Source organism: Arcicella lustrica, assembly GCF_034930985.1.
Taxonomy (GTDB): domain Bacteria; phylum Bacteroidota; class Bacteroidia; order Cytophagales; family Spirosomataceae; genus Arcicella; species Arcicella lustrica.
The window spans coordinates 180450-207446 of sequence record NZ_JAYGIM010000011.1; the positions used below are offsets into that span (position 1 = coordinate 180450).

General features: G+C 33.6%; 22 protein-coding genes. 12 read left to right on the plus strand and 10 right to left on the minus strand.

Going from position 1 to position 26997, the window contains the following annotated elements; all coding sequences use genetic code 11:
- Positions 1–876: 876 nt before the first annotated feature.
- From VB798_RS15215 to VB798_RS15235, 5 genes are all read left to right on the plus strand, one after another.
- The gene (locus tag VB798_RS15215) at positions 877–2337 is read left to right on the plus strand and encodes a replication initiation protein (RefSeq protein ID WP_323259803.1); all 1461 of its coding nucleotides are present in this window, start codon (positions 877–879) and stop codon (positions 2335–2337) included.
- Between the two features lie 57 nt (positions 2338–2394).
- Positions 2395–3372 carry a ParA family protein gene (locus tag VB798_RS15220; RefSeq protein WP_323259805.1) on the plus strand — a complete coding sequence of 326 codons (978 nt, stop codon included), beginning with the start codon at positions 2395–2397 and terminating at the stop codon, positions 3370–3372.
- Between the two features lie 5 nt (positions 3373–3377).
- Positions 3378–4367 carry a hypothetical protein gene (locus VB798_RS15225; protein WP_323259807.1) on the plus strand — a complete coding sequence of 330 codons (990 nt, stop codon included), beginning with the start codon at positions 3378–3380 and terminating at the stop codon, positions 4365–4367.
- 437 nt (positions 4368–4804) lie between these two features.
- A complete protein-coding gene (locus VB798_RS15230) occupies positions 4805–5662 on the plus strand; it encodes a transketolase (protein WP_323259808.1) in 858 nt (285 codons plus the stop codon).
- Positions 5663–5742: 80 nt separating this feature from the next.
- Positions 5743–6702, plus strand: coding sequence for a transketolase family protein (locus tag VB798_RS15235; protein WP_323259810.1), 960 nt, complete (start codon positions 5743–5745; stop codon positions 6700–6702).
- Positions 6703–6808: 106 nt separating this feature from the next.
- On the opposite strand, the gene VB798_RS15240 is transcribed toward VB798_RS15235, so the two are convergent.
- Positions 6809–8173, minus strand: coding sequence for a glycoside hydrolase family 28 protein (locus VB798_RS15240; RefSeq protein ID WP_323259811.1), 1365 nt, complete (start codon positions 8171–8173; stop codon positions 6809–6811).
- A gap of 252 nt (positions 8174–8425) precedes the next feature.
- Between VB798_RS15240 and VB798_RS15245 the strand changes: the two genes are divergently transcribed.
- From VB798_RS15245 to VB798_RS15260, 4 genes are all read left to right on the plus strand, one after another.
- Positions 8426–9751, plus strand: coding sequence for an ATP-binding protein (locus VB798_RS15245; RefSeq protein WP_323259813.1), 1326 nt, complete (start codon positions 8426–8428; stop codon positions 9749–9751).
- A gap of 20 nt (positions 9752–9771) precedes the next feature.
- On the plus strand, positions 9772–10812 hold the full coding sequence (locus tag VB798_RS15250; RefSeq protein ID WP_323259815.1) for a sensor histidine kinase: 1041 nt from the start codon (positions 9772–9774) through the stop codon (positions 10810–10812).
- Positions 10802–11500, plus strand: a complete 699-nt coding sequence (locus tag VB798_RS15255) for a LytR/AlgR family response regulator transcription factor (RefSeq protein WP_323259817.1) — start codon at positions 10802–10804, stop codon at positions 11498–11500. The genes VB798_RS15250 and VB798_RS15255 overlap by 11 nt, the downstream gene beginning before the upstream one ends.
- A gap of 174 nt (positions 11501–11674) precedes the next feature.
- Positions 11675–14299 (plus strand): TonB-dependent receptor domain-containing protein, encoded by a 2625-nt coding sequence (locus tag VB798_RS15260; protein WP_323259819.1) that lies wholly within the window; start codon positions 11675–11677, stop codon positions 14297–14299.
- A 330-nt stretch (positions 14300–14629) separates the two neighbouring features.
- Here VB798_RS15260 and VB798_RS15265 read toward each other — a convergent pair whose 3' ends face one another.
- From VB798_RS15265 to VB798_RS15280, 4 genes are all read right to left on the minus strand, one after another.
- Positions 14630–15253 carry a pyridoxamine 5'-phosphate oxidase family protein gene (locus tag VB798_RS15265; RefSeq protein WP_323259821.1) on the minus strand — a complete coding sequence of 208 codons (624 nt, stop codon included), beginning with the start codon at positions 15251–15253 and terminating at the stop codon, positions 14630–14632.
- An 8-nt stretch (positions 15254–15261) separates the two neighbouring features.
- The gene (locus tag VB798_RS15270; protein ID WP_323259822.1) at positions 15262–15438 is read right to left on the minus strand and encodes a hypothetical protein; all 177 of its coding nucleotides are present in this window, start codon (positions 15436–15438) and stop codon (positions 15262–15264) included.
- Between the two features lie 89 nt (positions 15439–15527).
- Positions 15528–16058, minus strand: coding sequence for a TetR/AcrR family transcriptional regulator (locus tag VB798_RS15275; protein WP_323259824.1), 531 nt, complete (start codon positions 16056–16058; stop codon positions 15528–15530).
- Between the two features lie 264 nt (positions 16059–16322).
- Positions 16323–17078 (minus strand): SDR family NAD(P)-dependent oxidoreductase, encoded by a 756-nt coding sequence (locus VB798_RS15280; RefSeq protein WP_323259826.1) that lies wholly within the window; start codon positions 17076–17078, stop codon positions 16323–16325.
- A gap of 141 nt (positions 17079–17219) precedes the next feature.
- Here VB798_RS15280 and VB798_RS15285 point away from each other — a divergent pair, with 141 nt between their 5' ends.
- From VB798_RS15285 to VB798_RS15295, 3 genes are all read left to right on the plus strand, one after another.
- A complete protein-coding gene (locus tag VB798_RS15285) occupies positions 17220–17531 on the plus strand; it encodes a winged helix-turn-helix transcriptional regulator (protein ID WP_323259828.1) in 312 nt (103 codons plus the stop codon).
- 761 nt (positions 17532–18292) lie between these two features.
- Positions 18293–21442 (plus strand): SusC/RagA family TonB-linked outer membrane protein, encoded by a 3150-nt coding sequence (locus VB798_RS15290; RefSeq protein ID WP_323259830.1) that lies wholly within the window; start codon positions 18293–18295, stop codon positions 21440–21442.
- A gap of 18 nt (positions 21443–21460) precedes the next feature.
- On the plus strand, positions 21461–23413 hold the full coding sequence (locus tag VB798_RS15295) for a RagB/SusD family nutrient uptake outer membrane protein (protein ID WP_323259831.1): 1953 nt from the start codon (positions 21461–21463) through the stop codon (positions 23411–23413).
- A 77-nt stretch (positions 23414–23490) separates the two neighbouring features.
- Here VB798_RS15295 and VB798_RS15300 read toward each other — a convergent pair whose 3' ends face one another.
- From VB798_RS15300 to VB798_RS15320, 5 genes are all read right to left on the minus strand, one after another.
- Positions 23491–23628: a hypothetical protein gene (locus tag VB798_RS15300; protein ID WP_323259833.1), complete on the minus strand. Its 138-nt coding sequence runs from the start codon at positions 23626–23628 to the stop codon at positions 23491–23493.
- Between the two features lie 155 nt (positions 23629–23783).
- Complete coding sequence (locus tag VB798_RS15305) at positions 23784–24635, minus strand: VOC family protein (protein WP_323259835.1); 852 nt, start codon at positions 24633–24635, stop codon at positions 23784–23786.
- 414 nt (positions 24636–25049) lie between these two features.
- Complete coding sequence (locus VB798_RS15310; protein ID WP_323259837.1) at positions 25050–25541, minus strand: hypothetical protein; 492 nt, start codon at positions 25539–25541, stop codon at positions 25050–25052.
- Between the two features lie 74 nt (positions 25542–25615).
- Positions 25616–26470, minus strand: coding sequence for a helix-turn-helix domain-containing protein (locus VB798_RS15315; protein WP_323259839.1), 855 nt, complete (start codon positions 26468–26470; stop codon positions 25616–25618).
- A gap of 142 nt (positions 26471–26612) precedes the next feature.
- Entirely contained in the window at positions 26613–26975 is a 363-nt protein-coding gene (locus tag VB798_RS15320) for a VOC family protein (RefSeq protein ID WP_323259840.1), read from the minus strand.
- Positions 26976–26997 lie beyond the last annotated feature (22 nt).

A 26997-nucleotide genomic window follows, 5' to 3' on the forward strand; every position in this document is an offset into this window, starting at 1 on the left:
AGTTGGTTTTGGCTAGTTTAATTCAAATAACCAAAGGCTCATTATGATACTTTGGTATTAAAAATTCATACTATAACTTTTAGCGTGCTATAAAATTATAGCAATATTATGGATGTATTACGGACTCTTAACATTGCTTCTATTATAACTTTTAGAGTGTTTGAAATCTCTACAAAAAGACCAAAAGCTCACAATGATACTTTGCTCTTTTTGTAACAACTATAACTTTTAGAGTGTTTGAGCTAAATTAAATTTCCAATAATGGCTAAAAAGTTATTCGATATATTTATCTATATCTTTTTGAGTGCTCGAATGTTGCAAAACCATTTCAATAAAATAAAATCTTTGAAATAAGCATAACTTTTAGAGTGTCTTTACTTGCTCTTAATGTTTTTGGTCAACGTATGGTATCGTATTAGAATAAATGAGGTATTTATTTTAAAATTATTTTAATAATATTCAAAATTTCTTATTCTAACCACATATAAATCAACAAAATAGCATTTGAAGATATTTCTTTTTATTTCTTTTTTATTTTCTAATATTTCCTCTGTTGTAATCTTTTGAAAATCAGTTGATTATATGCTTAATTGTAACTTTTGAAGTGTCTTTTATAACCTTTGGAGTGTTTAATATAACTTTTAAAGTGCTTAAAAATAACTTTTAGAGTGTCATAAGATAACTTTTGAAGTGTTACGTATAACTTTTAGAGTGTTGTTTTGACTCAGTAAATGATGCCATTTCAAAAATAAATGCGCTCTGATACAAAATTGAATCCCTTTTCCTTGTAGTGCTCAAAAAAATTTGTACATTTGATACATATTTGAATCATTTGGAAAGTGTTGAAATGCAATTATTCATAATCTTATTGCAGGCATGAAAATAGATAACAATAAAGAAAGTCTTGTTGATAAAAAGGGCATTGATGCACTTGAAAAAATATCGAGCAGTTCTTATATGATTGTTTTGGGAAATCCTCTTCTCAATGCAAAATTTGATTTGACTGCCTTTCAAATGAAAATATTTTATTTTCTAGTATTGAACACTAAGCAAACTGCAGAAGGCTTTTCTGTGACCAAAGTGAAGGTCTCGGAAGTATCACAGTTTCTAAAAGCGAAAACAAGCGATTATTTATACAATCTTCTTGAAAAGGAATCTCGAAAGTTAATGAAGAAAGAGATTTACTTAGAAGATGAAAATAGTTGGAAAGTTGCCAATATTCTTTCGCAGATTGAATACCATAAAAAGGAGGGAGCATTCAGTTTTCTATTCCCGCCTATGCTGAGTAATTACCTACTACAACTTAAAAAGAACTTTACTTATATTGATGTAAGGAATCTTGTGTCGATGGATAGCATTTACGCTATTCGTTTCTATGGTTTTTGCAAGGAATTTGAACGTTTTGGAAAATTTCAATTCACAGTCAATGAAATGAGGAAAATGTTCAATTTGGAAAATAAGTACGAGATGTATGGACTTTTCAAACAAAAAGTAATTATAAAAGCACAAGAGGAATTAATCAAAAACTCCGATTTGATTTTTACATTCAAAGAAGTAAAGGATGGGAAAAAAGTAGTTTCATTGCAGTTTAAAATTGAGAAAAATATTATAAAATCCTCACAACAATTAGAAATTGACGATAGGAACATCGTTTCTATTTTAGATGATGCGCCTTTTGAAGTAATTGAAACAATTACAAACCCATCAGCTTTTGAGGCAATTGAGGAAAAGTTATTTGAAAAATTAAATGCTTGGTCAATTTCTAAAGCAACTATAAGCGAATGGCTGGAAAAATATCCAGTTTTGCAAGTGGAGTTAGGAGTGGAGTACGTTTTGTCTGAAATTAAAAAAGATAAAAATAAGATTAAAAATATACCAGCATATCTAAGTAAAATCATTTCTTCAAGCCAGTTGGTGGATAGACATCTACAAGTAGAAGAAGAGAAAAAAGTGGTGAAAGCGATGTTGAAGAAAAATAACGATGAAAAACTTCATATCGAACAGCAAAAGCAATTACAAAAAGAGTTTTTAGAAGAGGTTTATCAAGAGAAAAGGAGAGAGGTTGATAAAATTTTAAATGACCATCTAACGATTTATAAAAGGGTTTTGGATGTCTTGGCTGGTTCGTTGTATTCTTCTATTTATTATGATAATTACTTAACCAAAGTAGGAACCGAAATTAGTAAGGAAACCTTTTTAGCTTTCTTTAGAGAAAATACAGGTTTTGAAACCATAGTTATTACCACACTGGAATCATTTAAAGACATTGAAGTATTTAAAGAAATTCAGAAAAAGTATAAGGCTCAAGCGACCAAATTAGGCTTATCATATTATTAGGATATAAAATATTGAACCATTAATATAAAAATATATACAACCATTGTGAGATAAAATATGAAAACGAATTTAACCTTAGAGAAAATCAGTAATTTTTTCAGACATAATCCTTCTTTAAACGTCAATGGACTTAATGATGAAGCTGGATTGCCAAAACGAAAATTAGATTTGGTATTTAATTCAAATGGTTCTCGTAAACTAAGCGAAGATGATTTACTTAAATTAGAACCCATCTTAAAGAAATACGGCTACAGCGAATATTTGTATCAGCATGCAAGAGTAATTTCGGTAGTAAATCATAAAGGAGGCGTTGGTAAAACCACCACAACGGCTTGTTTGGGGGAATCGTTAGTCAGCAAAGGTTTTAAGGTTTTATTAGTTGATTTTGATCCACAAGGAAATTTATCACAAATATTAGGCGTAGAAAATCCAGAAGTACAAGTAGCAGATTGTTTGTTTACGAATTTGCCTTTGCCAGTTGTCGAGATTTTGGATAATTTATGGCTTGCACCTTCAGATATTTCATTGGCTGAATCGGAAGTAGATTTATTATCTAAAGTAGGAGGGGACGTTAGGTTAAAACACAAGATTGAACCATTGTTAGAATCTTTCGATTATGTTTTGATTGATTGCCCACCAAGTTTAAGTAAACTTACGGTTTCTGCCTTGAATGCTTCCAATGCAACTTTAATTACGATGTTGCCAGAATCGTCTTCTTTGAAAGGATTAAATTCTCTTTTAAATCGTATCAGTGAAGTAAAAACACATACCAACCGTGATTTGACTTTGGATGGTATTGTTTTCACGATGGTAAAGAAAAACACTGTTCACGATGGTTTTAAAGAAGCAGTAAGAAATAGTATGAAAGACAGTTGTAGAGTCTTTAAAACAGAAATTAGACACTTGATAGATTTTCAAAAATCTCAGGCACTTCAGGCAACATTAGGAACAATCAACAGTTCGTCTGAAGCCTATAAATGTTATAAAGATTTTTGTGATGAGTATGTTGAGTATTTACAAGTGATTAACCAATAGAAGCTATGAAAGGGATTGATTTTAAAAAACAATTAGCGTTAAGTACCGCTAATACCTTAAAGAATAATAAGCTGATAAGCTCTGAAAATATCAAGAACAACCTCATTATTTTAGCAGAATTAAAGGATTTTATACCTCCTTTAAATAACGATGAGTTTAGTTCATTAGAAGAAAGTATCATTGCAAATGGTTGTAGAACACCGCTGTTGATTTGGGATACTACCCAAGGAGTGATTAATCCAACCAGTGAAAACCCGAATGATGCAGCTTTTGTGTTATTTGATGGTCACCACCGTTATGAAATTTGCAAACGAAATGGGATTGATTTTCAAATTGATTTGATGTCGTTCCCTACGATTGAGGATGTCAAAGATTTTATGATTGATTTTCAAGTGGGTCGTAGAAATATGACTTCTGAACAGATTTCATATTTGAGAGGACTTAAATATCAACGACTTAGGGCAAAACAAGGAGGCGTTAGGACAGGGAAAGGAGTTGAAGATTTGATATTGATTGATACAGCGTCAAAACTAGCCCAAGAATTTAATGTAAGCCCGGCAACAATTAAAAGAGATGCTGTTTTTGCTCAGGGTTTAGATAAAATGAACAACGAATTGAAAGGCAAAGTATTGAATGGAAAAACAAAAGTTGATAAAAAATCCATCCAACAATTAGCTAAAAGTGATATTGAAAAACCTATTACTTCAGTCGAAGAACTCAATAGTATTTTAGAAAAAAATCAATACAAGCCTGTTTTTTCTAATGAAACAGAAGAAAGAAAAGCCTTATTAAGTAAAGTAAATAATAGCATAAAAAATGCTTCTGAAACAGAAATAACCATAGAAATTAAAGGCTCATTTATTATTAAAAATGCCCTTGAATCAACGTGGAAGCAATTAAGAGTTCTTTCAGAAGAAGTACTTATTGATGAAAATTTTACAGATAGAATTTCTCTTTCAGAAGCTATTTCTTTAGGAATTGTGCGAGAAGGATAAATGGTTTTAGTTTAAATGAATGGTTTTCCTAAGAGATTTTGAAAACCATTCATTTTGAAATAAAGTATTTAAAAGCACTTTAATTTATTAAACTAAAAATTGTTCATGTTATATTTAATCTCTACTTTTGTGCTAGCAATATGGAATAGAGCGCTTTGACTTTTTAAAGTCTTTTTTATTAAACTGGAAATGTGTATCACAGACACATTTTATTTTTAAATTAAGTGTTCTATTGTGTTATGGTTTATTCTTTAAAAAAGTATATTAAATTGCGATAAAAAACAAAACATTTAATTGTTACTTATTTTTAAGAGTATTAAATGGTTTTGTATAGAAGTGTTTTTTTTGCACTATGTGTTCTATAGTGTTATGGTGTTTCCTATCAAATACTTTAAATATATTAACTATAAAAGCTTACAAAAATTAATCAAGAACAAATGGAAATTACTGAATTACAAAAAGTTGCTTCGCAAGTACGTCGTGACATCGTACGCCAAGTACACGCTTGTCAGTCTGGTCACCCAGGCGGTTCATTAGGCTGTACTGATTTATTGGTAGGTCTTTACTTCGACCAAATGACTTTAAAATCAGATGAAGCTGGAAACAAAGTTTTCGATATGAATGGTATTGGTGAAGACCTTTTCTTTTTATCAAATGGACATATTTCTCCAGTTTTCTATTCAGTATTAGCTCGTGCTGGCTACTTTCCAGCGGCTGAATTAGCAACTTTCCGTAAATTAAATTCACGTCTTCAAGGTCACCCAACTACTCACGAACACCTTGAAGGAATTCGTATTGCTTCTGGTTCATTAGGACAAGGAATGTCGGTAGCCATTGGTGCCGCACAAGCGAAAAAATTAAATGGAGATAATTCATTAGTATTTGTATTAATGGGTGATGGCGAACAAAACGAAGGTCAAGTTTGGGAAGCAGCCATGTACGCTCCACACCACAAAGTAGATAACTTGGTCGCTGTCATCGACTACAACGGTCAACAAATTGATGGACCAACAGATAAAGTAATGAACAACCGTGATTTAGGAGCTAAATATGCAGCTTTCGGTTGGAATGTAATGAAAATGAATGGTAACGATATGGCAGATGTCGTGAAAGTATTGGCAGAAGCTCGTGCTTTCTCTGGAAACGGACAACCAACAATGATATTGATGACCACTGAAATGGGTGCTGGTGTTGATTTCATGATGGGTTCACACAAATGGCATGGGGTTGCTCCAAACGATGAGCAATTAGCAGCAGCATTAGCACAGTTACCTGAAACTTTGGGAGATTATTAATCTCAACAAAGTAAAAATCATTAATAACATTACTCCTTCAAAATCTATTCAACTGATTTTGATTTACTTAGAAATTCAAGATGAAAAAATATACTTTCACAGAAAAAAAAGATACTCGTTCTGGCTTTGGTGCTGGGATGCAGGTGTTGGGACAAACCAACCCAAATGTTGTAGCCCTTTGTGCTGACTTAATTGGTTCATTGAAATTGGATGCTTTTATCAAAGAAAATCCAGAGCGTTTTTTCCAAACGGGTATTGCTGAGGCAAACATGATTTGTATCGCTGCTGGTTTAACAATTGGTGGAAAAATCCCATTTGCTACTACTTTTGCTAACTTCGGTACTGGTCGTGTGTATGACCAAATCCGTCAATCGGTAGCGTATTCTAACAAAAATGTTAAAATTGCTTGTTCACACGCAGGTTTGACATTGGGCGAAGATGGTGCTACTCACCAAATACTTGAAGATTTAGGAATGATGAAAATGCTTCCTGGCATGACGGTCATAAACCCTTGTGACTATAACCAAACAAAAGCGGCAACTATCGCTGTGGCTGAACACGAAGGACCAGTTTATTTACGTTTTGGTCGTCCAGTTGTACCAATTTTCACCGCTCCAGACCAAGAGTTTATCATCGGTAAAGCTTGGACAGTGAACGAAGGAAAAGACGTAAGTATTTTTGCAACAGGACATTTGGTTTGGGAAGCAATTTTAGCAGGCGAAATTTTAGCAGAGAAAGGAATCGATGCTGAAATTATCAATATTCACACGATTAAACCTTTGGACGAAGAAGCTGTCTTAGCATCAGTTCGCAAGACAGGTTGTGCAGTTTCTGCTGAAGAACACCAAATTGCTGGTGGTTTAGGCGATTCAATAGCACAAGTATTAATCAAAAAACATCTTGCTCCATTAGAATTTGTAGGAGTAGAAGATTCATTTGGAGAATCAGGAACTCCAGCTCAATTGATGGAGAAATATGGTTTGAATGCAGCTTCAATCGTAGAAAAAGCATTAAAAGCTATCGCTCGTAAACAAGCATAGGTTTTAGAAATATAGAGAAATCTTAGGCAAAAGGCGAATGAGTATTAGAAAAACTAATACTCATTCGCCTTTATTTCAAAAATTAAATACTGAACGTTTTGTGATATTACTCCATAAAATTCACAATATTCTCATGAATGTTTTTCTTGTCTGCCACCAAATCGGCTGAAACATTTTTTAGCGATACATTTTTGATAGGAAGTTCTTTTTGACCTAAAATTCTTGAAATAAATTTTACGTTGGTCGCTTTTAAATTCTTTAAATAAATGTCTTGAATAGGAGTGAGTCTTCTTTCATAAGTAGGAACTAAAGTTCTCCATTGATACAACACATCGGTTTCTATTCCCAAAATGCCAAGGTCTATTTTTCCTGAAGTGATATTAGAAATATGAATATTTTTTACATATCCACCCATGCGTTCATTGGTTTTTATAAATACTAAATGATTCAATTTTGCGCCATCTACTACATTACAATTATCCATGAATACATTTTCGATACCTCCCGACAATTCGCTACCGAGTGCCAGCAATTGATGCCCATTTTTTACATTACAATTACGGATTACAATGTTTTTTGAAGGTACTTTAATTCTCCAACCTTCTTGATTTCTCCCAGATTTAATGGCGATGGCATCATCTCCTTGGTCGAAAGTGCAGTTTTCAATCAATAAATTTTGCGTCATTTCAGGGTCAACGCCATCATTATTATGTCCATGTGCATATACTTTGATATTTCTGATAACCATATTTTTGCATAAATAAGGATGGATTGTCCAGAATGGGCTGTTTGTGATAGAAATTCCTTCCAATACAATGTTCTCACAACGATTGAATTGTACAAATTGCGGACGAAGATTTGCCGTATCATTTACCATTTGTCTGTCAGTAACAGGAATATTCTTGGCAGATAAATTGTACAATCTTTTCAAGCTTTCCATGTGTGGTTTTGGACGAGTGAACCACTTTTTCCAAGTATCCATTTCCGCTTTTATTTCTCCTTGTCCTGTAATAGCAATATTTTTACATTGATACGCATAAATCAAAGGAGAGTAATTATAGCATTCCATTCCTTCCCAAGTAGTATGTACGGCAGGGAGATAGTCTTCTGGATTGCCCGAAAAACTTAAAATTGCACCTTTTTCTAAATGTAAATTGACATTACTTTTGAAGTGTACTTTTCCCGTTTTCCATTCTCCTGCTGGAATAATCACAATTCCACCACCAATTTGATTGGCTTTATTAATGGCTTGTTCAATGGCTTTTGAGGTTTTTTGTTTGTCATTTTGCACGGCACCGAATTCAGTAATCAAAATTTTTTGACATTTACTAAAATTCGGGGTTTTAATTTTCGGCATATCAAAAGGTGCTTTGACATTCAGATAATCAAAAGAAGGCACTTGGCATTTGCCTTTGAAAGAAAGGCAAGAAAGGATTGTAACAGCGATTAAAAAGAAGGATACTTTTTTCATAAATTTTGAGAGTATGATATTTGATAAAACTTAATATTTTAGTTTAAAGCCAACAACACGCTTAAACTACTTTTACCTATTTGATAAGATAATACATTTATTCGTTAATAATGATTTTATAAAAGAGTGCCAATCCCTTGAATTTTTATCATTTACCTTTTTTATCAATATCTCCGATACCTATAAATTACTTTTAAATTGTTTTTATGCCTACTATTTTTCACATTTGTAATGAATTTACGGGTACGAAAAATGATGAAAGTGCATATTGAAAGAGAAATAGACAAGGTTTTACTTGATTGGAAAAACCAAATTGATAGAAAACCACTGATGCTTCGTGGAGCAAGACAAGTTGGAAAATCGACAGCTGTACAGGAATTGTCAAAGCATTTTGACTATTATATTGAAATCAATTTTGAAGAATCTTTAGATGTCCAAGCTTTTTTTAATGGAAATCTTGACCCCAAAACGATTTGTGAAAATTTATCTTTATACTTCAACACTCCCATCATTCCGGGTAAGACTTTATTGTTTTTTGATGAAATTCAAATGTGTTTGCCTGCTATTTCATCTCTTCGTTTTTTTTATGAGAAAATGCCAGCGCTACATCTTATTTCAGCAGGTTCATTATTAGAATTTGCATTAGAACAGCTGCCATCTTTTGGGGTTGGTAGGGTGCGGTCTGTTTTTGTTTATCCCTTTTCTTTTGATGAATTTTTAGGAAGTTTAGGAGAACAAAGACTTATCAATTTGAAAAAACAAGCAAGCCCAACAAATCCTTTGGCTTTGCCTTTTCATCAAAAACTGACAGAATATTTTAAGAAATTTCTGATAGTAGGAGGAATGCCAGAAGCCGTTGCTCAATATGCCAAAGGAAGTAGCTTATTAGAAGTACAAGCTGTTTTGGATGATTTAATCATTTCAATCAAAGCAGATTTTGCCAAGTATAAAAAAAGAGTACCTTCTATGAGAATTTCAGAAGTTTTTGATGCCATCATACAGCAAACAGGAGGGAAGTTTATTTATACCAAAGCGGCAACTCAAACAAGTATTGTACAAATCAAGGAGGCGGTTCAATTATTGATGATGGCGGGTTTGGTCATTCCCGTAACGCATAGTTCTGCCAATGGAATTCCGCTAGGAGCGGAGCTAGACGAAAAAAAACGTAAACTTATTTTATTAGACACAGGACTTTATCAAAGAATTTTAGGCTTGGATGCCGGAAAGTTATTAGCTCAAAATGATTTTGATGCTATTAACAAAGGAGCAATCGCTGAAATGTTTGTTGGACTAGAATATCTGAAATATGGCAATCCTTTGCAGCAAGAAAATTTATATTATTGGCATCGAGAAAACGCCAACAGTAATGCAGAAATAGATTATGTTATTCAGCAAGGCGAACAAATTGTGCCTTTAGAGATAAAAGCATCGAATAAAGGAGCAATGCAAAGTATGTTTATGTTTTTAAAAGAAAAAAAACGAGATTTAGGTATTCGACTTTCTTTAGAAAACTTCTCTACCTATCCGCCCATTGATGTATATCCGCTTTATGCCATTTCTACGGTTAGAAAAGAGTAACCATTAATCATTCAATCAACATGATAAAAAGATTTGTAAAACCGTATTTATCGCATATCATCACTTGGGTGATTCTATTGCTTTTGCCTTTTATTGGATACTTATATGAACCCAAAAAAATCAGTGATTTTAACTTTTATTTTGTTAAAACACATTTTCTAAACATTCTTTTTATAGCCACGACATTCTATTTGAATATCAATTTTATGGCTCCAAAATACTTCTTTGAGAAAAGAAGAATCAAGTTTACCGTACTAATTTTCATACTTTTAGCAATCTACATTTTCTTTAATTATTTAACCATTCATTTTAGTCCTGTAGAAGGGTACAAAAAGATTGAAGAACAAAATATTTTTTTTATTCGCTTGATAATTGGTCCTACCATCATATTTTCATTATGTATTTTAACTAGTACCATGTTATTTCTTTATGAAGAACAAGCGAAGCAAAAAGAACTCAACAAGCTAATAGAACTTGAAAAGACTGCAGCTGAACTAAGTATGTTAAAATTGCAGATTAGTCCACATTTTTTATTTAATACGCTCAATAATATCAGATGGTTAATCCGAAAAAAATCTGAATTATCAGAAGAATCTGTCATGAAACTTTCTGAAATACTTAGGTATATTCTGTATGAGGTAGAAGGAAATAAAGTAGAATTTAACAGAGAAATGGAGCATTTAAAAAACTTTATTGAATTACAAACACTCCGTTTACCGATTGAAGGAACTGTGGCTTTTAACGTGGATGAAAATATCCATAATTTTCAGATAGAGCCTTTATTATTTATTCATTTTGTTGAGAATGCTTTCAAATATGGGATTGATAGCAAAAATGCTCCAGATATTCATTTTGAATTCAAGAAAATAGTCAATGGCATTTTATTCAAGTCAAAAAATAAAATACTTCTAAAGAAAACGATGATTCACAACGAAGGAATCGGGCTGACTAATATTCAGCGAAGACTGGAATTATTATATCCGAACAAGCATGAACTGAATATCAATCACACAACAGATTATTTTGAAGTAACACTAAAACTGATGTTAGATGAAAATTAGGTGTATTTTAATAGATGACGAACCATTTGCTTTGAATATTCTGGAAGATGATTTATTGGATTTTGTCAATATAGAGATTCTTGAGAAATTTAATAGTCCAGAAGATGTACCTGATTTTTTACAAAAAAATGAGGTCGATTTGATTTTTTCGGATATTCAAATGCCCGAAATGTTAGGTACGCAGTTTATCAAAACCTTAGAAAATCCGCCTTTAGTTATTTTTACAACGGCGTATCATCAATATGCTTTAGAAGGCTTTGAATTAAATGCTGTTGATTATTTAATGAAACCAATTCGTAAGGAAAGGTTGGCGATTGCGCTGAAAAAAGTGGAAGACCAACTCAGATTGCGGGAAAAACTTAGCGAAGAAAACGAAGAAGATTATATTTTTATTAGTGTGGAGTATCAAAAAGTAAAGCTATTTTTTAGTGAAATTATTTACATTGAAGGACTCAAAGATTATGTTAAGATTTATTTAATGAATAGAGCTTATCCGCTGATGACACGCAGTAACCTGAGAGGAATGGAAGCCAAACTTCCTGAAAAGCACTTTGTTAGAATCCATAATTCTTACATTATCAATAAACAAAAGATCACGGGTTTTCATCAATCAAAGATTTCTTTATCCAAAATAGAATTACCTGTTGGCAAAAAATATGTGGCAAGTATTAAGAGTTTATCAGAGTAAAATCTTCCTTAAACACGCATTTCGGTTCACGAAAACTACTCTTCTTTTTTTCATTGATATACATTCGATATTCATTGCTATACAAATCGTTGATTGTGTCAATCATCTTGTACACCTTTGATGCAAGTTTTTTGATACGTCAATAAGCTTGGTTCAATTAAAATAATGTACGCAATGAAAATAGTATTATCTGCTTTATTATCAGTATTGATTTCAATAGCAAGTATGGCTCAAATGCCATTTGGAACACCCGCCAAAGGAGCAAAAGCTCCTGAAATGAATTTCGGAAAGATTATCGGAAAAGTAGTAGATGAACAGGGGAAAGCTGTTGAATTTGCTTCAATTGTAGTGTTAAAAACTGTTCAAGACAGTGCCTCAAAACAAAATAAAGATATATTGGTAAAGGCATTACAGACAGAAATGAATGGTGAATTTAGTTTCAAGGATTTACCAGTAATGGGACGGTTGAAACTAAAAATCAGTTCCGTAGGCTATAAAACACTTGAAATGCCAATTGCATTTCAGTTTCCTAAAATGGATGGAGGTTTTGCTCCACCAAAGCCTGGCCAACAACCAGACCCAGCTATGATGGCGAAATTTATGGCGGGTTTTGAAAAAGATTTAGGAAAATTAAAACTTGATACTGACAACAAAATGTTGGATGCAGTTGTAGTAACAGCTACCAAAGCACTGGTTGAAATGGACATTGATAAAAAGACTTTCAATGTAGATAAAAACATCGTGACTGCTGGCGGTACTGCTGTGGATGTAATGAGAAATATTCCGTCTGTGCAGGTTGATATTGATGGCAATGTGAAAGTTAGAAATGCCGCTCCAACACTTTTTATTGATGGAAGACCCACAACACTTTCTTTGGACCAAATCCCAGCAGATGTTATTGAAAAAGTAGAAGTAATTACCAATCCTTCAGCAAAATACGATGCTTCTGGAAGTATGGCTGGGATTATCAATGTAGTACTAAAAAAGAATAAACGCAATGGTTATAATGGATTTGTCAATGGCGGAGCCGACCGTTTCGGCGGTTCAAATCTTATGGGAAGTTTCAATCTTCAACAAAAGAAAGTAAATCTTTCATTGATGGTGATGAACTTCAACATGAGAAATAATACCAATGGTTATAGTGAACGTATTAGTACAATTGGCGGAGTAAACTCGAATGTTTATCAAGATATTTCAAGTAAAACTAAAGGTTCGATTACTTTTTCAAGATTGGGTTTAGACTATAACATTACCAATAAAACAAGTTTCTCGATTGCAGGAATTTTAGGAGGTGGGCAATTCAAACCATCAGAAGATATTGATATACAAAATACTACCAATGGTTATACAAGTTATAGCAATAGAATTTCTAATTCCAATCGTAGCTTTAAACCTTTAGGCGGACAAATGGGTTTGAAACATACTTTTGCAAAAGCAGGAGAGGAGCTTACCGCCGATTTTACATATTTTGGAGGAACAAACAAAAACGATGGTTTGTATTCAACCAATTACCTAAATGGTAGCCAGATTACAGGAACACAGATTCAGAAAAATATTGGAAATGGGAGTAATAAATTTATTACTTTCCAAACCGATTATGTAAAGCCTTTAAAGAATGAAATTACACTTGAAACAGGTGTTAGACTCCAGATCAATGAACTTTCAAATATAAACGATAATAGTCTGAAAGCTGTAGGAAGCGATATTTACAAAAACATTACTTCAGCTTCAACCAATTACGAAAGCAAAAATAATGTTTATGCTGCTTATTTATCATTGGCAGGAAAAGTGAAAAAGTTGTTTTCGTACAAAGTTGGATTGAGAGGCGAAAGCTCTGCTTATGATGGAAAATTATTGAATACAGGTGAAAAATTCAGTAATCGTTATCCAATCAGTCTGTTTCCTTCGGTGTTTTTAAGTAAAAGTCTAACTCAAACTGACCAAATTCAATTAAGTGTAACACGTAGAGTAAATCGTCCGAATTTCTTTCAATTGATTCCTTTTGTAGATTATAGCGATAGTTTAAATATTACTCGTGGAAATGCTGATTTAGTCCCAGAATTTACTACTTCAAGTGAGTTTTCATACAGTAAATCTAAAGGTGCAGCTACGTTTTTGACATCGGTGTATTATAAACATACCAATAATCTGATAACCAGATATTTGAATCAAGAAATAAACCCAATAAGTGGTAAACTTGATCTGATTAATACTTATATCAATGCGAATTCAAGTATTAATTATGGAGCAGAATTTACTTATACTAACAAGATTGTGAAGTGGTGGGATTTTACAGCAAATATTAATTTTTACAATTCAAAAATCAATATTGATAATATCGACAAAGGTTTAGCGACCGAAGCACTTTGGACTGTTTTTGGTAAATTGAATAATAATTTGAGTCTTCCTAAAAAATGGGTAATTCAACTTTCGGGTGATTATCAAGGCAAAACAAATTTACCAATAACCCAAAATCAAGGTATGGGCGGCCCGCCGATGAGCCAAGCACAAAGTTCTTCACAAGGATATATCAAGCCTTTCTATGGATTTGATATAGCGATTAAGAAGACTTTCCTGAAAAATGATTTAGCTTCGATTACGCTTGCGGTGAATGATATTTTCAAAACCAGAGGTAATACCCAAGTATCAACTGGCGAAGGTTTTACCCAGACATATTACAGAATCACAAACCCGCAAATCGTTCGCTTGAATTTTTCGATTCGATTTGGAAAAATGGATATGAGTTTATTCAAGAAAAGTAATAATTCCTCAACAATGGATGGCATGCAAATGCAATAAATTCCATCCTGTTTCTGGAAGTAACAAATTATATCACCACCTTCCCTTTTTGGGTTGGTGGTTTTTATTTGTGGTACTGTCCTGAAATGGCGATGCACAAAAGGATTTTTTATGAAGCAAGAGAAGAATTATGCGTAGCGAACACAGAGGAATTACATAAAGTCTTTAATTTACAAACAGTTAACAGCATAAATATGAGTGTGCATTTTTTGCATGAAAAAATCTTAGTATTAAATGGTTATGTAAAATAATAAAGCACTAAGACTAAGCTTCTTCTACTAAAAAGAATGAAGAAAAGAACCCAATATGTATTAATGAATTAGAATTAAATTATTCAATCAAACCCAATTTAGCCTTCAAATCAGCAATTTCTGCTTCTAATTTTTTGATGTGTTGGTATTGAGGTTGTAAAACTTCTTCTATTTCTTCAATTGTAAATCGTGGAGTAATATGTTGCGGACAATTCCAGTCGTAGGCTTCAATATGGAATACCATTATGCGTTCTGGGCGAAACTTATAATCTTCTAAATCAAGTAAATGATGTAATTCTGGGTTATCTTTTAACGCTACAATTTCGGCTTTGGCATATATTTTTAATCGTTTTTTGTTTGGATAATCTACTAAAAATAAGGCTACTTTGTTGTTAGTTGCCATATTCCCAACCGAGATATACTGCATATTGCCTTTGAAGTCAATAAATCCTAGTCTATTTTCATCCAAAACTTTTAAAAAGCCCTTTGGTCCACCACGGTGTTGGATATAAGGAAAGCCATTTTCACCAACTGTTGCCATATAAAAACTATCTCTTTGAGCAATAAAATGTTGTTCATATTTGCTTAGCCCTTCGTATATCGTTTGTCTTTCCATACGGGCATAGTTGGCTCTGCTACCAAATTGCTCTTGTAATTTTTTGGCAGCCGAGCTAAATCCGATTTCTGCAAAATTCTTTGCCATAGTTTTAATTATTTATGTGTATCTGTTTTTTCATATTGTGCCAAAACTTTATCCCATAAAGTATCACCACATTCGTCAGGAATAACAACGTCTTCATCATTATTAAGAAGTTGAACTTGTTTTGACTGAGTCGCTAATAATGTTGCTAAGTCTAATTTTTCCTGTTTCGTTTCTGTAATTTCCATTGCTTTCTTTTTGTGTTAGAAATGTTTCTTAATATTGAAAATATGTTTAGAAAAAACAGACTTGTCTGTTTTTTCTTTTGAATAAAAAACTATAATAGTTTTTCCACGATTCTGCGAGTAGCTTCAATAGTCCAGTTTTCTTTAAAAACTTTACTGCTTGCCAAAGCTCCTTCAAATAATATGTACAATTCATCAGCAAGAGCTTCACGATGAATTGGCTCAAGAATTTCGACAAACAATTCACGAATTTTATTCTTTTGAGCTTGGATTAAAGAAAGTATGTCCTCGTTATATTGTGGAATTTCGGCTGCAATATTTAAAAAATGACAACCATTAAAATTTGTTTCATTTGAAAATTCGACCAAAAAATCAAAGATACTAAGCACCTTTTCTTGCGGTGTTTGTTTTTGGTTGATTATACTTCTCAAAACCTCGTTTGAACTAATGGAAGTATTTTTCAAATAGCTTTTCAGTAAATCGATTTTTGAAGGAAAATGAGCATATAAACTGGCTTTGGCAATGCCAGCTTCAGCTATTATTTGGTTGATTCCAGTTGAGTTATAACCTTGTCCATAAAATAATCTTGCGGCGGTATTTTCTATGTTTTTTTTGGTTTCCATTATTTCCTTTTTATTACGTAACAAATATAATTGAAAATTTTTAAAAACATACAGACTTGTCTGTTTTTTTGAGAAATTATTTTTCTGCTTGGTAAAATTGTATCTCAATAGGGTTTTTGAATTGATTTTTGTTTTTAAAACAGCAATGTAAAGTCAACAAACGCAACTCAATACTTAGGTAGATTTTATTTAATATTCTTTTATAATTAGTAAAAAAAGCCACAGATAATATATACCTGTGGCTTCAAATTTACATTAGGTTTTTTATAAACCGTACAAACCACCAGCAACTGTAATTTTTTCACCAGTAATCCAAGCAGAATCGTCTGAAGCAAGAAATACAGCTACTTTGGCAATATCGTCAGGATGCCCAATGCGGCCTAGTGGTGTTTTGGCAATGATGCTTTTTTCTAAATCGCTACCTGTAATACCTGCAGCTCTTGTACCTTCGGTTTCTACTCCACCCGGTAAAAGCGAGTTGATTCGGATATTTCTTCCACTAAATTCTTTTGATAAAGCAATAGTAATAGCATCTAATGCAGCTTTTGTTGCCGAATATTCCGCCATCATTGGTAGTGGTGTTGTACTAACTCCAGAACTAATGTTGATAATTACACCACCAGCATTTCCAAACAACTTAACAGCTTCTTTAATTGCCAAAATTGAGCCTAATACATTAATATTGAATAGTTTATGGAATGTTTCTTCAGTAACGTCTTCAATAAAGGCTGCTGGATAAACACCTGCATTGTTTACCAAAATATCTAAAGTGCCAAAAGTACTTTTAGTCTCCTCAAAAAGTTTCACAATATCTGAGGTTTTTGATACATCACCTTGAATAGCAATTGCAGTACCACCATTATCTGCTATCGTTTTTACTACTTTTTCAGCTCCATTTTTGTCTGATGCGTAATTTACAACCACTTTTGCACCTTCAGCAGCGAAATGCGTTGCAATCGCTGCACCTATTCCCTTGGAAGCACCTGTAATAAAGGCTACTTTGTTTTCTAATTTGTTCATTTTTTAATTCTCTTAAAGTTTACGATGCAAAGCTATGGCTCTTTTGTATATTGTTGTAACTTTGTAACTAAAAGTAACAGTAACCTACAAGTAACAAAGTAACTTATGGAAGAAAATCAGTGTTTACAAAACAAAAAAAATATGATGGCTATTCAGGACTCAATGGATGTACTGTATGGCAAATGGAAAATATCCATTATTTCGTCTATCTGCTTTTATAATAAGAGGCGTTTTTCGGATATTCTGAATGATGTAGTGGGCATTTCTAACAAAATGTTGAGTAAAGAACTAAAGGAATTAGAAACCAACAAGTTGATAACACGAACCGTTTTGGATACACAACCCATTACAGTTCAATATCAGCTTACTGAACATGGTAAATCTTTGCAAACAATCATCAATAACCTGACGGATTGGGGCATAAAACATCGTTTGGAGATAATTGGGAAATAGTATTTCTGTTTATGAATTGTGATAAAGGCTTTTTTCAGAATGATTGCTACGAATCAAGAGCAAAAGACAGGAATAGTCACTTTTTGATACTTATCAAATATCTTTAAATTCACGCCCGACCGAAGAATTAATTCCGCTATGTGGCGGTAAAAAGTAAGGATTCTTGAAAAAGAAAAAGTACCTGCAATTACAACTCAATCGGTAGAGGAATCTACCGATTTGTTCTTACTATTAATTGTAAATGACAATACTGGTATTCGTAATTATGTATTACATACAGAATCACAAAGCCGCAAATCGTTTACCTGAATTTTTCTATTAGATTCGAGAAAATGAATATGAGCTTATTCAAGAAAAGTAATAATTCCTCAACGATGGATGACACGCAAATGCAATAGATTTCATCCTGTTTCTGAAAATAATAAGTTGTATCTCCACCATCTCTTTGTTGGGTTGGTGGCTTTTATTTGTTTGGAGGATGATTATTTTTTGATTGAAGAGAAAGCTTGAAATATTACAAAATACGAATCAAAGAGGCATAAATGTAACCTCTTGAAAATTGCATATTTGAAATAAATAAAGTTTTTTCTGTATTTAATGAATAATGTATTAGGTTTTAATATACATCCATTTTTACAGGACGCCCCATGAAGGTTGAGTATTTTCAAGAGAATACTTTTACAAAAAAGACAAAAAAATATTAAATAAATCATGTATTTGAGTCTTTTTAAAACTGTTTCACTTTTTAAAATATAAATTTGATGCTTAAAAAATTACTAAATGTGAGTGTGCTGATGGCGTTAGCTAGTGGCTATACTCAAGTTCAGGGAAAAGTACATCTTGTCCCTAGCAAAAGTGTTGATTTGGTCAATTCGAAAAGGTTGACAAGCAAATCAGGAGTTGCTTTATCCGTTAGCGGTAAAGTAACCAGTAGCGATGGCGAAGCACTGCCCGGTGTAACGATTAAGATAAAAGGCACAGCTAAGGGGACTATAACGCTTGCCGATGGTTCGTTCAAACTAGATGTGCCAGATGGTAATACGGTATTGGTGATTTCTTCGACGGGTTATGAAACCCAAGAAGTAACTGTAGGCTCACGTACAGTGATTAACGTTATTCTTGTAAATGATATTAAGGCACTAGAAGAAGTAGTTGTAGTCGGTTATGGCGAGCGAAAAAAATCTGATGTTACAGGTTCAATTGTTAGTGTAAGTTCGACAGAAATTAATCAAAGACCTGTTAGTAATGCCTTGCAAGGAATACAAGGAAAAGCTGCTGGGGTAGATATTTCATCAAACGAACGTCCTGGTACTGTTGGTAGTGTTTCTATTAGAGGAGTTCGTTCACTTACAGCTTCGAATTCGCCTTTGTATGTTGTAGATGGTATTCCCTTGATTTCTGGTGGTATCGAGAATATCAATCCCAACGATATTGAGTCGATAGACGTACTAAAAGATGCTTCTGCAACGGCTATTTATGGTTCCAGAGGAGCTAATGGTGTTGTTATTGTTACGACTAAGCGAGGTAAGAATGGTAAATACACACTGAGTTATAATACTGCATACACAACAGAAACCTTGCAGAACAGGGCTGAGCTAATGAATGCAGGTCAGTATATTGATTACCGACGTTGGTCAAAGTATTATGCAAATCCAGCGGTCTTTCCTCGTGGAGACCAACCTACCCAGGCGAATGATAAAGATATTTTTCTTGGTACTTCAGACCCTTCCGCTTGGGCAAATATCCAAAAAGGCTGGGCTGGCGGAACATGGGATGGCTCAAAAGTAGAAACTACGGATTGGGTAGGGATGATAACGCAAACCTCATTAACGGCTCAACATACATTGAGTGTTAGTGGCGGTAGTGAAAAAATGAAAGCTTATGGTTCATTTGGTTATCTGGATAATCAAGGGACAGTAAAAGGACAAGGTTATAAGCGTTATTCAGGGAAATTGAGTATTGATATAAAGCCCACGGATTGGTTTTCGATGGGAGGAACGTTGAATACAGCTTATTCTGTACAAGAATTTGGGCAGTCAACTGTGGGTAGAAACAATAACGTAAATACTGCAGGACTTTATGAAAGTTCAAGAGCTATTTTTAGTTATGCCGTTCCATTTGATGCCACAGGAAAAAGAGTAGAACTACCGGGTGGAGATGACGCTGTTAAAACGATTGTGAATGAAGAAAATTATTCTCAAGATCAACGGATTAATTTAAGAGCTTTCGGTAGTTTCTATTCAGAATTTAATTTTGGAGGTTTCACAAAAGCATTAGAGGGTTTGAAATTTCGTGTCAATTTTGGTCCAGATATTTCAGTGAACAGAGATGGAGTATATCTTGATGCTAATTCTGTCGTAAGAACAGGCTCAAGTTATGCGGCTTTGATTAAAGACCAAACGATGTCTTATACCTTAGACAACATGCTAACGTATAATAAAACCTTAAACAATAAGCACCAAATTGGTATTACTGCTCTTCAAACTCAGACCCGATATGACTATGAGCAAAGTAGTATGGGAGCAGATAATGTTCCTTTTTCAAGCCAAAAATGGAATGCTTTGTCAACGAGCAACTTACCATTGACCTCTTGGAATTCAAACTTGGTACAAAGACAAATCCTTTCTTACATGGGTCGTATCAACTATGATTTTGATAATAGATTTTTAGTAACCGTTTCAGGACGTTATGATGGAGCATCTCAATTATCAGAAGGTAATAAATGGGCATTTTTCCCAAGTACTGCTTTGGGTTGGAGATTGAATAATGAGGGTTTTATGTCTAATCTGACATGGGTTGATTTATTAAAAGTAAGAGCAGGAGTGGGAGTTACAGGTAACTCAGCGATTGACCCATATTCAACAAAAGGAGGTTTGAGTCCTATTTTCTATCCCTTCGGAGGAACGATTACTTCTGGAGTAGTGAACTTAACGACTTTAGCCAACCAAGATTTAACTTGGGAGAAAACCACCCAATTCAATTATGGGATTGATTTCTCTCTTTTCAAGAGAAAAGTTACGGGTAGTTTAGACTATTATACTTCTAGTACGACAGATTTATTGTTGTTGAAGACGATTCCATCGGTCACTGGTTTTGTTAATACTTATGCGAACGTAGGTGAAACAGCCAGCCAAGGGATTGACCTTACTTTGAATACTGTAAACCTTAGTAAAGGAGGCTTTGAATGGAGTACTACTTTCAATGGTTCTTGGCAGGATAATCATATTGTAACATTGGCTAATGGAAAAGTAGATGATATTAATAACAATTGGTTTATCGGACAAAGCCAAGGGGTTATTTATGGCTATCAATCAAACGGCATTTGGAAAGGAACAGACCAAGCAGAAATGGCTAAGTTTAATGCAAATGGTCAGAACTTTTCAGCAGGATTATCAAGACCAGTTGACCAAAATGGAGACTATAAAATTGATGCCAATAATGATAGAGTAATCATTGGTAGTACCATTCCTAAATTCTTGATTGGTTTGACAAACAACTTTGAATACAAAGGTTTTTCTCTTTCAATATTCTTGTACGGAAGATTAAGTTACTTATTTAATACAGGTGGTGAAGGTCTTACAGGTCGTTTCAACCAACGTGTAGTGAATTACTATACTGAAGTAAACACCAATTCCGACTATCAGAAGCCAATTTATACAGCAGGAACTGGCGACCCTTATTCTTTGACTTTAGGCTACAAAGATGGTTCGTTTCTTAAAATCAGAAATATTTCATTAGGTTATAATTTACCTGATAAGTTTTCAAAAAGCATTGGTTTAAGCCATTCGAGAGTTTACTTCCAAGCATTGAACCCAGGAATGATCTTCAATAACATCGACTGGATAGACATGGACCTAAGAAATTCAGCTTGGAACAAGGGTTTCTCAATGGGTATCAATGTTGATTTTTAACGTTTTAACAAATTCAAAATGAATAAGACATATCTAAAATATATAAAAGCAGGATTTTTCATGGTCGCAACTTTTGCGAATATCTCCTGTAATGATACCTTTCTTGATGAAGAACTTACCACCAGAAGGGGTTCGGCTTACTATGATACAGAGGCTGGGATTCAATCCTTAGTGGTAGGAACTTACAATCAGGTATTGAGTGTACCTTTCAGTACCGAAATGCAGTTTAGTACGACCAATTATGGTACAGATGAATTTCATGTAGGTGGAGACGCTTCAAATGGTACTTGGAATAATTATGATGGAGGTTTGAAATCAATTGTTACGGTTTCAAACGCCAATACAGTTGCAGCGGATGCGGCATGGAATACTTATTATATTGGGATTGGTTTAGCCAATCAGATTATCAAATCTGCTACGGAAATTACTTCAACCAATAATGCGATTAAGAAAACGGCATTAGGAGAAGGGTATTTTTTCAGAGGCTTTAACTATCTTAAATTGGTTCGTCAATATGGAGGGGTTCCAATTAAATTGACGGTGAGTACTTCGGTAGAACTAGAGTTCACTCGTGCTACAGCGGATAAAGTATATGCTCAGATTATTGATGATTTAACGAAAGCCTATGAATTATTGGATAATACAGGTGCTTCACCAGCAAAAGTGACCAAAGATGCGGCGGCACATTATTTAGCTAAAGCCTATCTTTCAAGAGCGAGTGAAATTAATGATGCTTGGAATACATCCACGAAAGCAGCGGACCTTGCCAAAGTGGTAAGTCTTTCAGATGAAGTAATTGCCAGACATCCATTAGCAACAAATTTTGGGGATATTTGGGCTTATAATAAACCAAATGGAGCGAATGAATCTTTATCTGAATTAATTCTATCAGCTCAGTTCACGGGAGATTTAACAGCTACGAATTTCAATTTCAACCATCTTGTGTTTACTGCACGTTACGACGACATGCCTTATATGCAAAGAGATTTAACGGGAATGAGACCCTACAGCCGTTTAGCCCCAACGTATTTTACTTACGATGTATTTGACCAAGTAAATGATTCAAGATTCTGGAAGAGTTTTAGAACTAAGCACAGAACCAACAAAGGAAGTGGTAAATATGTGAATGGTGATTTAGGAATAATGTATGTCATCAATAGTCCAAGTGATACCCGTTTTACAAAGACCAAGTATGTAGATGAAATTGTGTATTCAAAAACGAAAAAGACGATACCATCTGTATTTGTGGCACATGCTTCAGACGGTAAAAGCTTATTGACAGATGTAAGATTTCCATCGTTAAGTAAACATTTTGATGGAGCACGTTTGGCTATTAATGAAACCAGAGGAACAAGAGATGAGATTTTGGCAAGATCAGCAGAGACATATTTAATGGCAGCAGAAGCCAAGATTCGTTTAGCTAATCTTGGACAAGGGTCTTTTGATGCAGCTTTACCTTACATCAATGCAGTTAGAAAAAGAGCTGCTTACAAAGCTGGCGAAGATAGATCTTTCTATACAGATGGTGCTGCGGCTTATGTCGTATCTGCTTTAGTTCCGAATCCAGATTTGAATTCATACATGACAGAAAACTCATATTATGAATCGAATAATATTGCAACGACAAGTGAAGCAACAGCGCTTGAAATTCAGAGTGCAAGCAATTTACCTGCCCAAGATGTAGCGGTGATTAATAAGTTAGGCTATACATCTACTTATGATAAACTGTTGTGTTTGGTATTAAACGAAAGAACCCGAGAGCTTTGTGGAGAATTCCACCGCTGGGAAGATTTAAGTAGAACCAAGACGCTTGTAGCAAGAGCAAAAGCTTATAACCCAGAAGCAGTAACATATATCAAGGATTATCATGTATTGAGACCTATTCCTCAAACCTTCCTTGATGCGATTTACAGTAATGGTTCAGCATTAAGTCCAGCACAAAAGCAAGCGATGCAGAATGCTGGGTACTAAAATGGTATAAAGGTATATAAGCATAAATCATCCCGAATTTTGGCAACAATTGTCCAAAATTCGGGATGATTTATCTTTTAGTTTGTCTCCACATTTTCTTTCTGCAAAACCTTTTTTGTCATTAAATCTTGAATATCTCTCAGAGCTGTATCTACTGAACATTTTGCTATTTTTGCCCATTTAGCAGAAGTAAGTTTTTCTTCAAAATTTCTCATCAATTTATTGAACAAATGTCTCTGTTTTTCATTGAAAGAAGTATTACTATGTTTTCCCAGAACCTTGCTTTTGCTAATTAGGACTTTGAATAGCGGGGTGTAGGAAACAAGTTATAATTAGTTTGAGTTGCTACGAGTATTTAATTATTATCCCATTACTCGGTAAAAACAAAAAATAAATTTAGGTCTTGTAAATAAACTATTGTGCGATTCTTATCAATTATTACCCGATCAGTCTTTTCAAGTAGTTTATTCAATGTACTTAATGCCTTTACTTTAATTTCAAATCCGCAGATTCCTATCAAATCTTGCTGATTGAGAAATCGGGTTATTTTTTTTGACTTGTATGCTTCTAATAGATATAAATGACTATCTCCTATTATCAAGTGCCTGTAAGGAATGTTTAGAAAACTACCCTTTTTTAGCTCACTAAAACCGAATAATTTATACTTTTTCACATCTGTATTTATATCAGGAGATAGGATATAAGCAGATTTTAGAGAAGAGGCAGTATTCAAATGGGTAGTATTGGTTTTACTGTCTCTCCATTGTTTGTCAGCGTAATCTATAAAAAAAAGCTCAAAACCTTTGGGTTCAATCGTTTTCCATATTCTATTGCTATCTATATTATACACAATAGATTGAGCATTTAGATAATTTATCAGTGTGTCAGAACTCTTGACAGCTATTGCTAATGATGTTCCACCTTGCCTATTTTTCAAGAAATCGGCATAATACTTCCCGATTGTTTGTAAACTATCGATTGGAGTAGTGAATTCAAGGTATGTTCCATCCTCAAATTTTATAAAATAATTCTTAATGCCCTCGTGTTCCTTGCCATTTTTTACTTTAAAATGAAGTAAATCTGAGAACTCTTTTCTTGAATTATCTAAATTCTTTACTGCAATTGGAATGTGGTCAATTGAAATAAAATTTGGGCTTGGTATCTGCCCGTTTGTAGCACTAACAAAATATATCAGAATGAATATTGTTATTAAGATTCGCATGGCCTGTCTGAAATTGTCGCTAAGGTTTTTCTAACCTAATATTAGTAGATTTTACTCCTAAATTTTAATAGAATTCCCTAATACTTAAAACAAGCAAGAACCTCACGTTTGAAAGGGCTTATTGAAAACACTAAAATGTTTCAAGGCGTAAGGAATATTTATCTCTGATACAATTGTACAAGCGGGACGCTCTTTAACATTTTAGCGCATAGTAAACACCCTCTCAGATTCTTGTATCTTTAGCAAAAGCAAGTTAAAAATAAATGTATAATGCCAGACTAGCTGGCATTATACAAGGTAGATTACTACTGAAGTATGTCTCCTCTTTGAAGGAGCGAAATTAGAAAAATAATCTAAAAATTGCTCGCTTTTTATTATGGTACCTTAGTTATTGGTGGCTGCGGCTTTTGTGATTTAGCTATTGATAGCGCTATTAATTTTCCGTTGATGACGAAATTGGTAAACAGAACCAATAATAAATAGCAATAAGAATACAAGAAGTGTTATTCCGATAACCGGGTCTGTTGATGCTTTTGCCAAAGGATGTCCGATTGGAACACGGGTAAAAGTTTCGTTAATGGTAGGAACCCACGACAAGAAAAAACTAAACGAAAGAAGGAAATTTTCAAAATATCGGCTTTTATTGTTTCCCTGTTTTTTGCTGTGAAGAAAATAAGCTCCCGCCACCAAAGCCACAATAAATAAGGCGAAAACATGACCAGGATTAAAACCGTGTTTCAATAAACCCAATGATGTAAGTGACGTAACGATGGTTCCGTAAAAATAAATTTTGCCTGAAGGTTGCTCTAAACCTATTTTTCCGTTTTTTCTGAATGAAATAATTGCAGCAATGATGGCAATAATGCCAATGATGGTATGAAAAATACCTAAATTAGAAAGTCCCATTTTTTATTTTTGATTTGAATTAACATTACAAATGTGCGATGAAAAAATAGGAATGATTTTGCGAATTAGCTCAACTATTTGGCAATTTGGTTCAGACGATAATTGGTCGGTGTCATGTTGTATTTTTCTCCGAAACTTTTGGTAAAGTTTGCTAAGTCATTAAAACCACAAGTAAAGGCAATTTCGCTAATACGTTCGTTTGATGCTAATAATAATTTAGCGGCCTTTTCAAGTTTTTTTGTCTTGATATAATTAGCAGGCGTATCGTTGTAAAGTTTCGAAAATTCTCTTTTGAATGATGACAAGCTTAAATTAGTTTGGTCTGCCAACTCTTCAAGTGTCAGCTGTGAAAATAAGTTTACTTCAATTATCTGTTTGAAAGTGTAAGTTGTTGGCGAAAAAAGTTGTGATAATATTACTTGTACAGATTCGGCATTTTTTGTTTGAGAAAGTAAGAGTATAATTTCCTTTAATTTTAAAACCAAAATATCCTCATTTACCAAAGACGGATTTTCAAAGTAAAATAAAAGTCCTTCAATGTATTTTTGAATTAAAAAATCATTGTTAATTTTTTCGCTGGATTTATTTGAAATAATGTTTTTGGGCGCCTGCAGCAGTGACGGCAATTCACGATTATACACCTGCTTTAAAATCTCTGGGTGGAAAGTAACAATTACGATTTCACAAACATTTTCTGAATTTGCGTTTTGTATTCGTTTTCCGGATTTGATGCAATTTAGAAACAACGAATAGTTGGCAGGAATATTCCTTTGTTCACTATCAAATTGATATTGAAATTCGCCTTCTTTCACAAATAAAAAACAGGCTTGTTCATTTACGGGAAAATCAAATCGAAAAGGCGGTTTTAACGCTATCTTTTGAAGAAATGATTTTCCGAACAAGTCGATTTTTTTATAATTGGTTACCATCTTTAAATTAATATTTAAATAACGTCAGCCCAACATTTGCAATAATGCCAATAGAATTATAAATGTTGAGTTTACAACTGTCAGCTTGACTATTGCCCAATACCCATTTTACCAGTTCGTTATTTATCTCAGGCTCTAATTATTACCATTGTTGAAACCTAATACCGAGTTGATTGTCTGCAATCGCAAATTCTTTTGCACCCCAAGGTCTAACTGTAACTTTGTCAAGATTGGGATGAAGTAGATAAGGATGTGATTTAGATACTTTTGCATAAACTTCTTCAATATTATCCGTTGCAAGCCTTAGTTCTGGATTATGTTCTTTGGCTAATTGTTCATCTTGAAAAAGCATTAGGCTTATTCCGTCTTTTTTTAATACGCAATAAGGTTGTGAAGTATTTAAATCTTTGTGTGCAATTGTAAATTCTAGACAGTCAACAAATAACTTAAGTCCGTCTGAAATATCTGTATAAAATACACTGGGTATTAATTTTGTAAAATTCATATTGCTTTAATTTTATTTGTCA

Bases quoted from the DNA above. Each gene is read 5' to 3' on its own strand.
- VB798_RS15215 (WP_323259803.1), top strand. From the start codon at position 877: ATGAAAATAGATAACAATAAAGAAAGTCTTGTTGATAAAAAGGGCATT.
- VB798_RS15220 (WP_323259805.1), top strand. From the start codon at position 2,395: ATGAAAACGAATTTAACCTTAGAGAAAATCAGTAATTTTTTCAGACAT.
- VB798_RS15225 (WP_323259807.1), top strand. From the start codon at position 3,378: ATGAAAGGGATTGATTTTAAAAAACAATTAGCGTTAAGTACCGCTAAT.
- VB798_RS15230 (WP_323259808.1), top strand. From the start codon at position 4,805: ATGGAAATTACTGAATTACAAAAAGTTGCTTCGCAAGTACGTCGTGAC.
- VB798_RS15235 (WP_323259810.1), top strand. From the start codon at position 5,743: ATGAAAAAATATACTTTCACAGAAAAAAAAGATACTCGTTCTGGCTTT.
- VB798_RS15240 (WP_323259811.1), bottom strand. From the start codon at position 8,173: ATGAAAAAAGTATCCTTCTTTTTAATCGCTGTTACAATCCTTTCTTGC.
- VB798_RS15245 (WP_323259813.1), top strand. From the start codon at position 8,426: ATGATGAAAGTGCATATTGAAAGAGAAATAGACAAGGTTTTACTTGAT.
- VB798_RS15250 (WP_323259815.1), top strand. From the start codon at position 9,772: ATGATAAAAAGATTTGTAAAACCGTATTTATCGCATATCATCACTTGG.
- VB798_RS15255 (WP_323259817.1), top strand. From the start codon at position 10,802: ATGAAAATTAGGTGTATTTTAATAGATGACGAACCATTTGCTTTGAAT.
- VB798_RS15260 (WP_323259819.1), top strand. From the start codon at position 11,675: ATGAAAATAGTATTATCTGCTTTATTATCAGTATTGATTTCAATAGCA.
- VB798_RS15265 (WP_323259821.1), bottom strand. From the start codon at position 15,253: ATGGCAAAGAATTTTGCAGAAATCGGATTTAGCTCGGCTGCCAAAAAA.
- VB798_RS15270 (WP_323259822.1), bottom strand. From the start codon at position 15,438: ATGGAAATTACAGAAACGAAACAGGAAAAATTAGACTTAGCAACATTA.
- VB798_RS15275 (WP_323259824.1), bottom strand. From the start codon at position 16,058: ATGGAAACCAAAAAAAACATAGAAAATACCGCCGCAAGATTATTTTAT.
- VB798_RS15280 (WP_323259826.1), bottom strand. From the start codon at position 17,078: ATGAACAAATTAGAAAACAAAGTAGCCTTTATTACAGGTGCTTCCAAG.
- VB798_RS15285 (WP_323259828.1), top strand. From the start codon at position 17,220: ATGATGGCTATTCAGGACTCAATGGATGTACTGTATGGCAAATGGAAA.
- VB798_RS15290 (WP_323259830.1), top strand. From the start codon at position 18,293: ATGCTTAAAAAATTACTAAATGTGAGTGTGCTGATGGCGTTAGCTAGT.
- VB798_RS15295 (WP_323259831.1), top strand. From the start codon at position 21,461: ATGAATAAGACATATCTAAAATATATAAAAGCAGGATTTTTCATGGTC.
- VB798_RS15300 (WP_323259833.1), bottom strand. From the start codon at position 23,628: ATGAGAAATTTTGAAGAAAAACTTACTTCTGCTAAATGGGCAAAAATA.
- VB798_RS15305 (WP_323259835.1), bottom strand. From the start codon at position 24,635: ATGCGAATCTTAATAACAATATTCATTCTGATATATTTTGTTAGTGCT.
- VB798_RS15310 (WP_323259837.1), bottom strand. From the start codon at position 25,541: ATGGGACTTTCTAATTTAGGTATTTTTCATACCATCATTGGCATTATT.
- VB798_RS15315 (WP_323259839.1), bottom strand. From the start codon at position 26,470: ATGGTAACCAATTATAAAAAAATCGACTTGTTCGGAAAATCATTTCTT.
- VB798_RS15320 (WP_323259840.1), bottom strand. From the start codon at position 26,975: ATGAATTTTACAAAATTAATACCCAGTGTATTTTATACAGATATTTCA.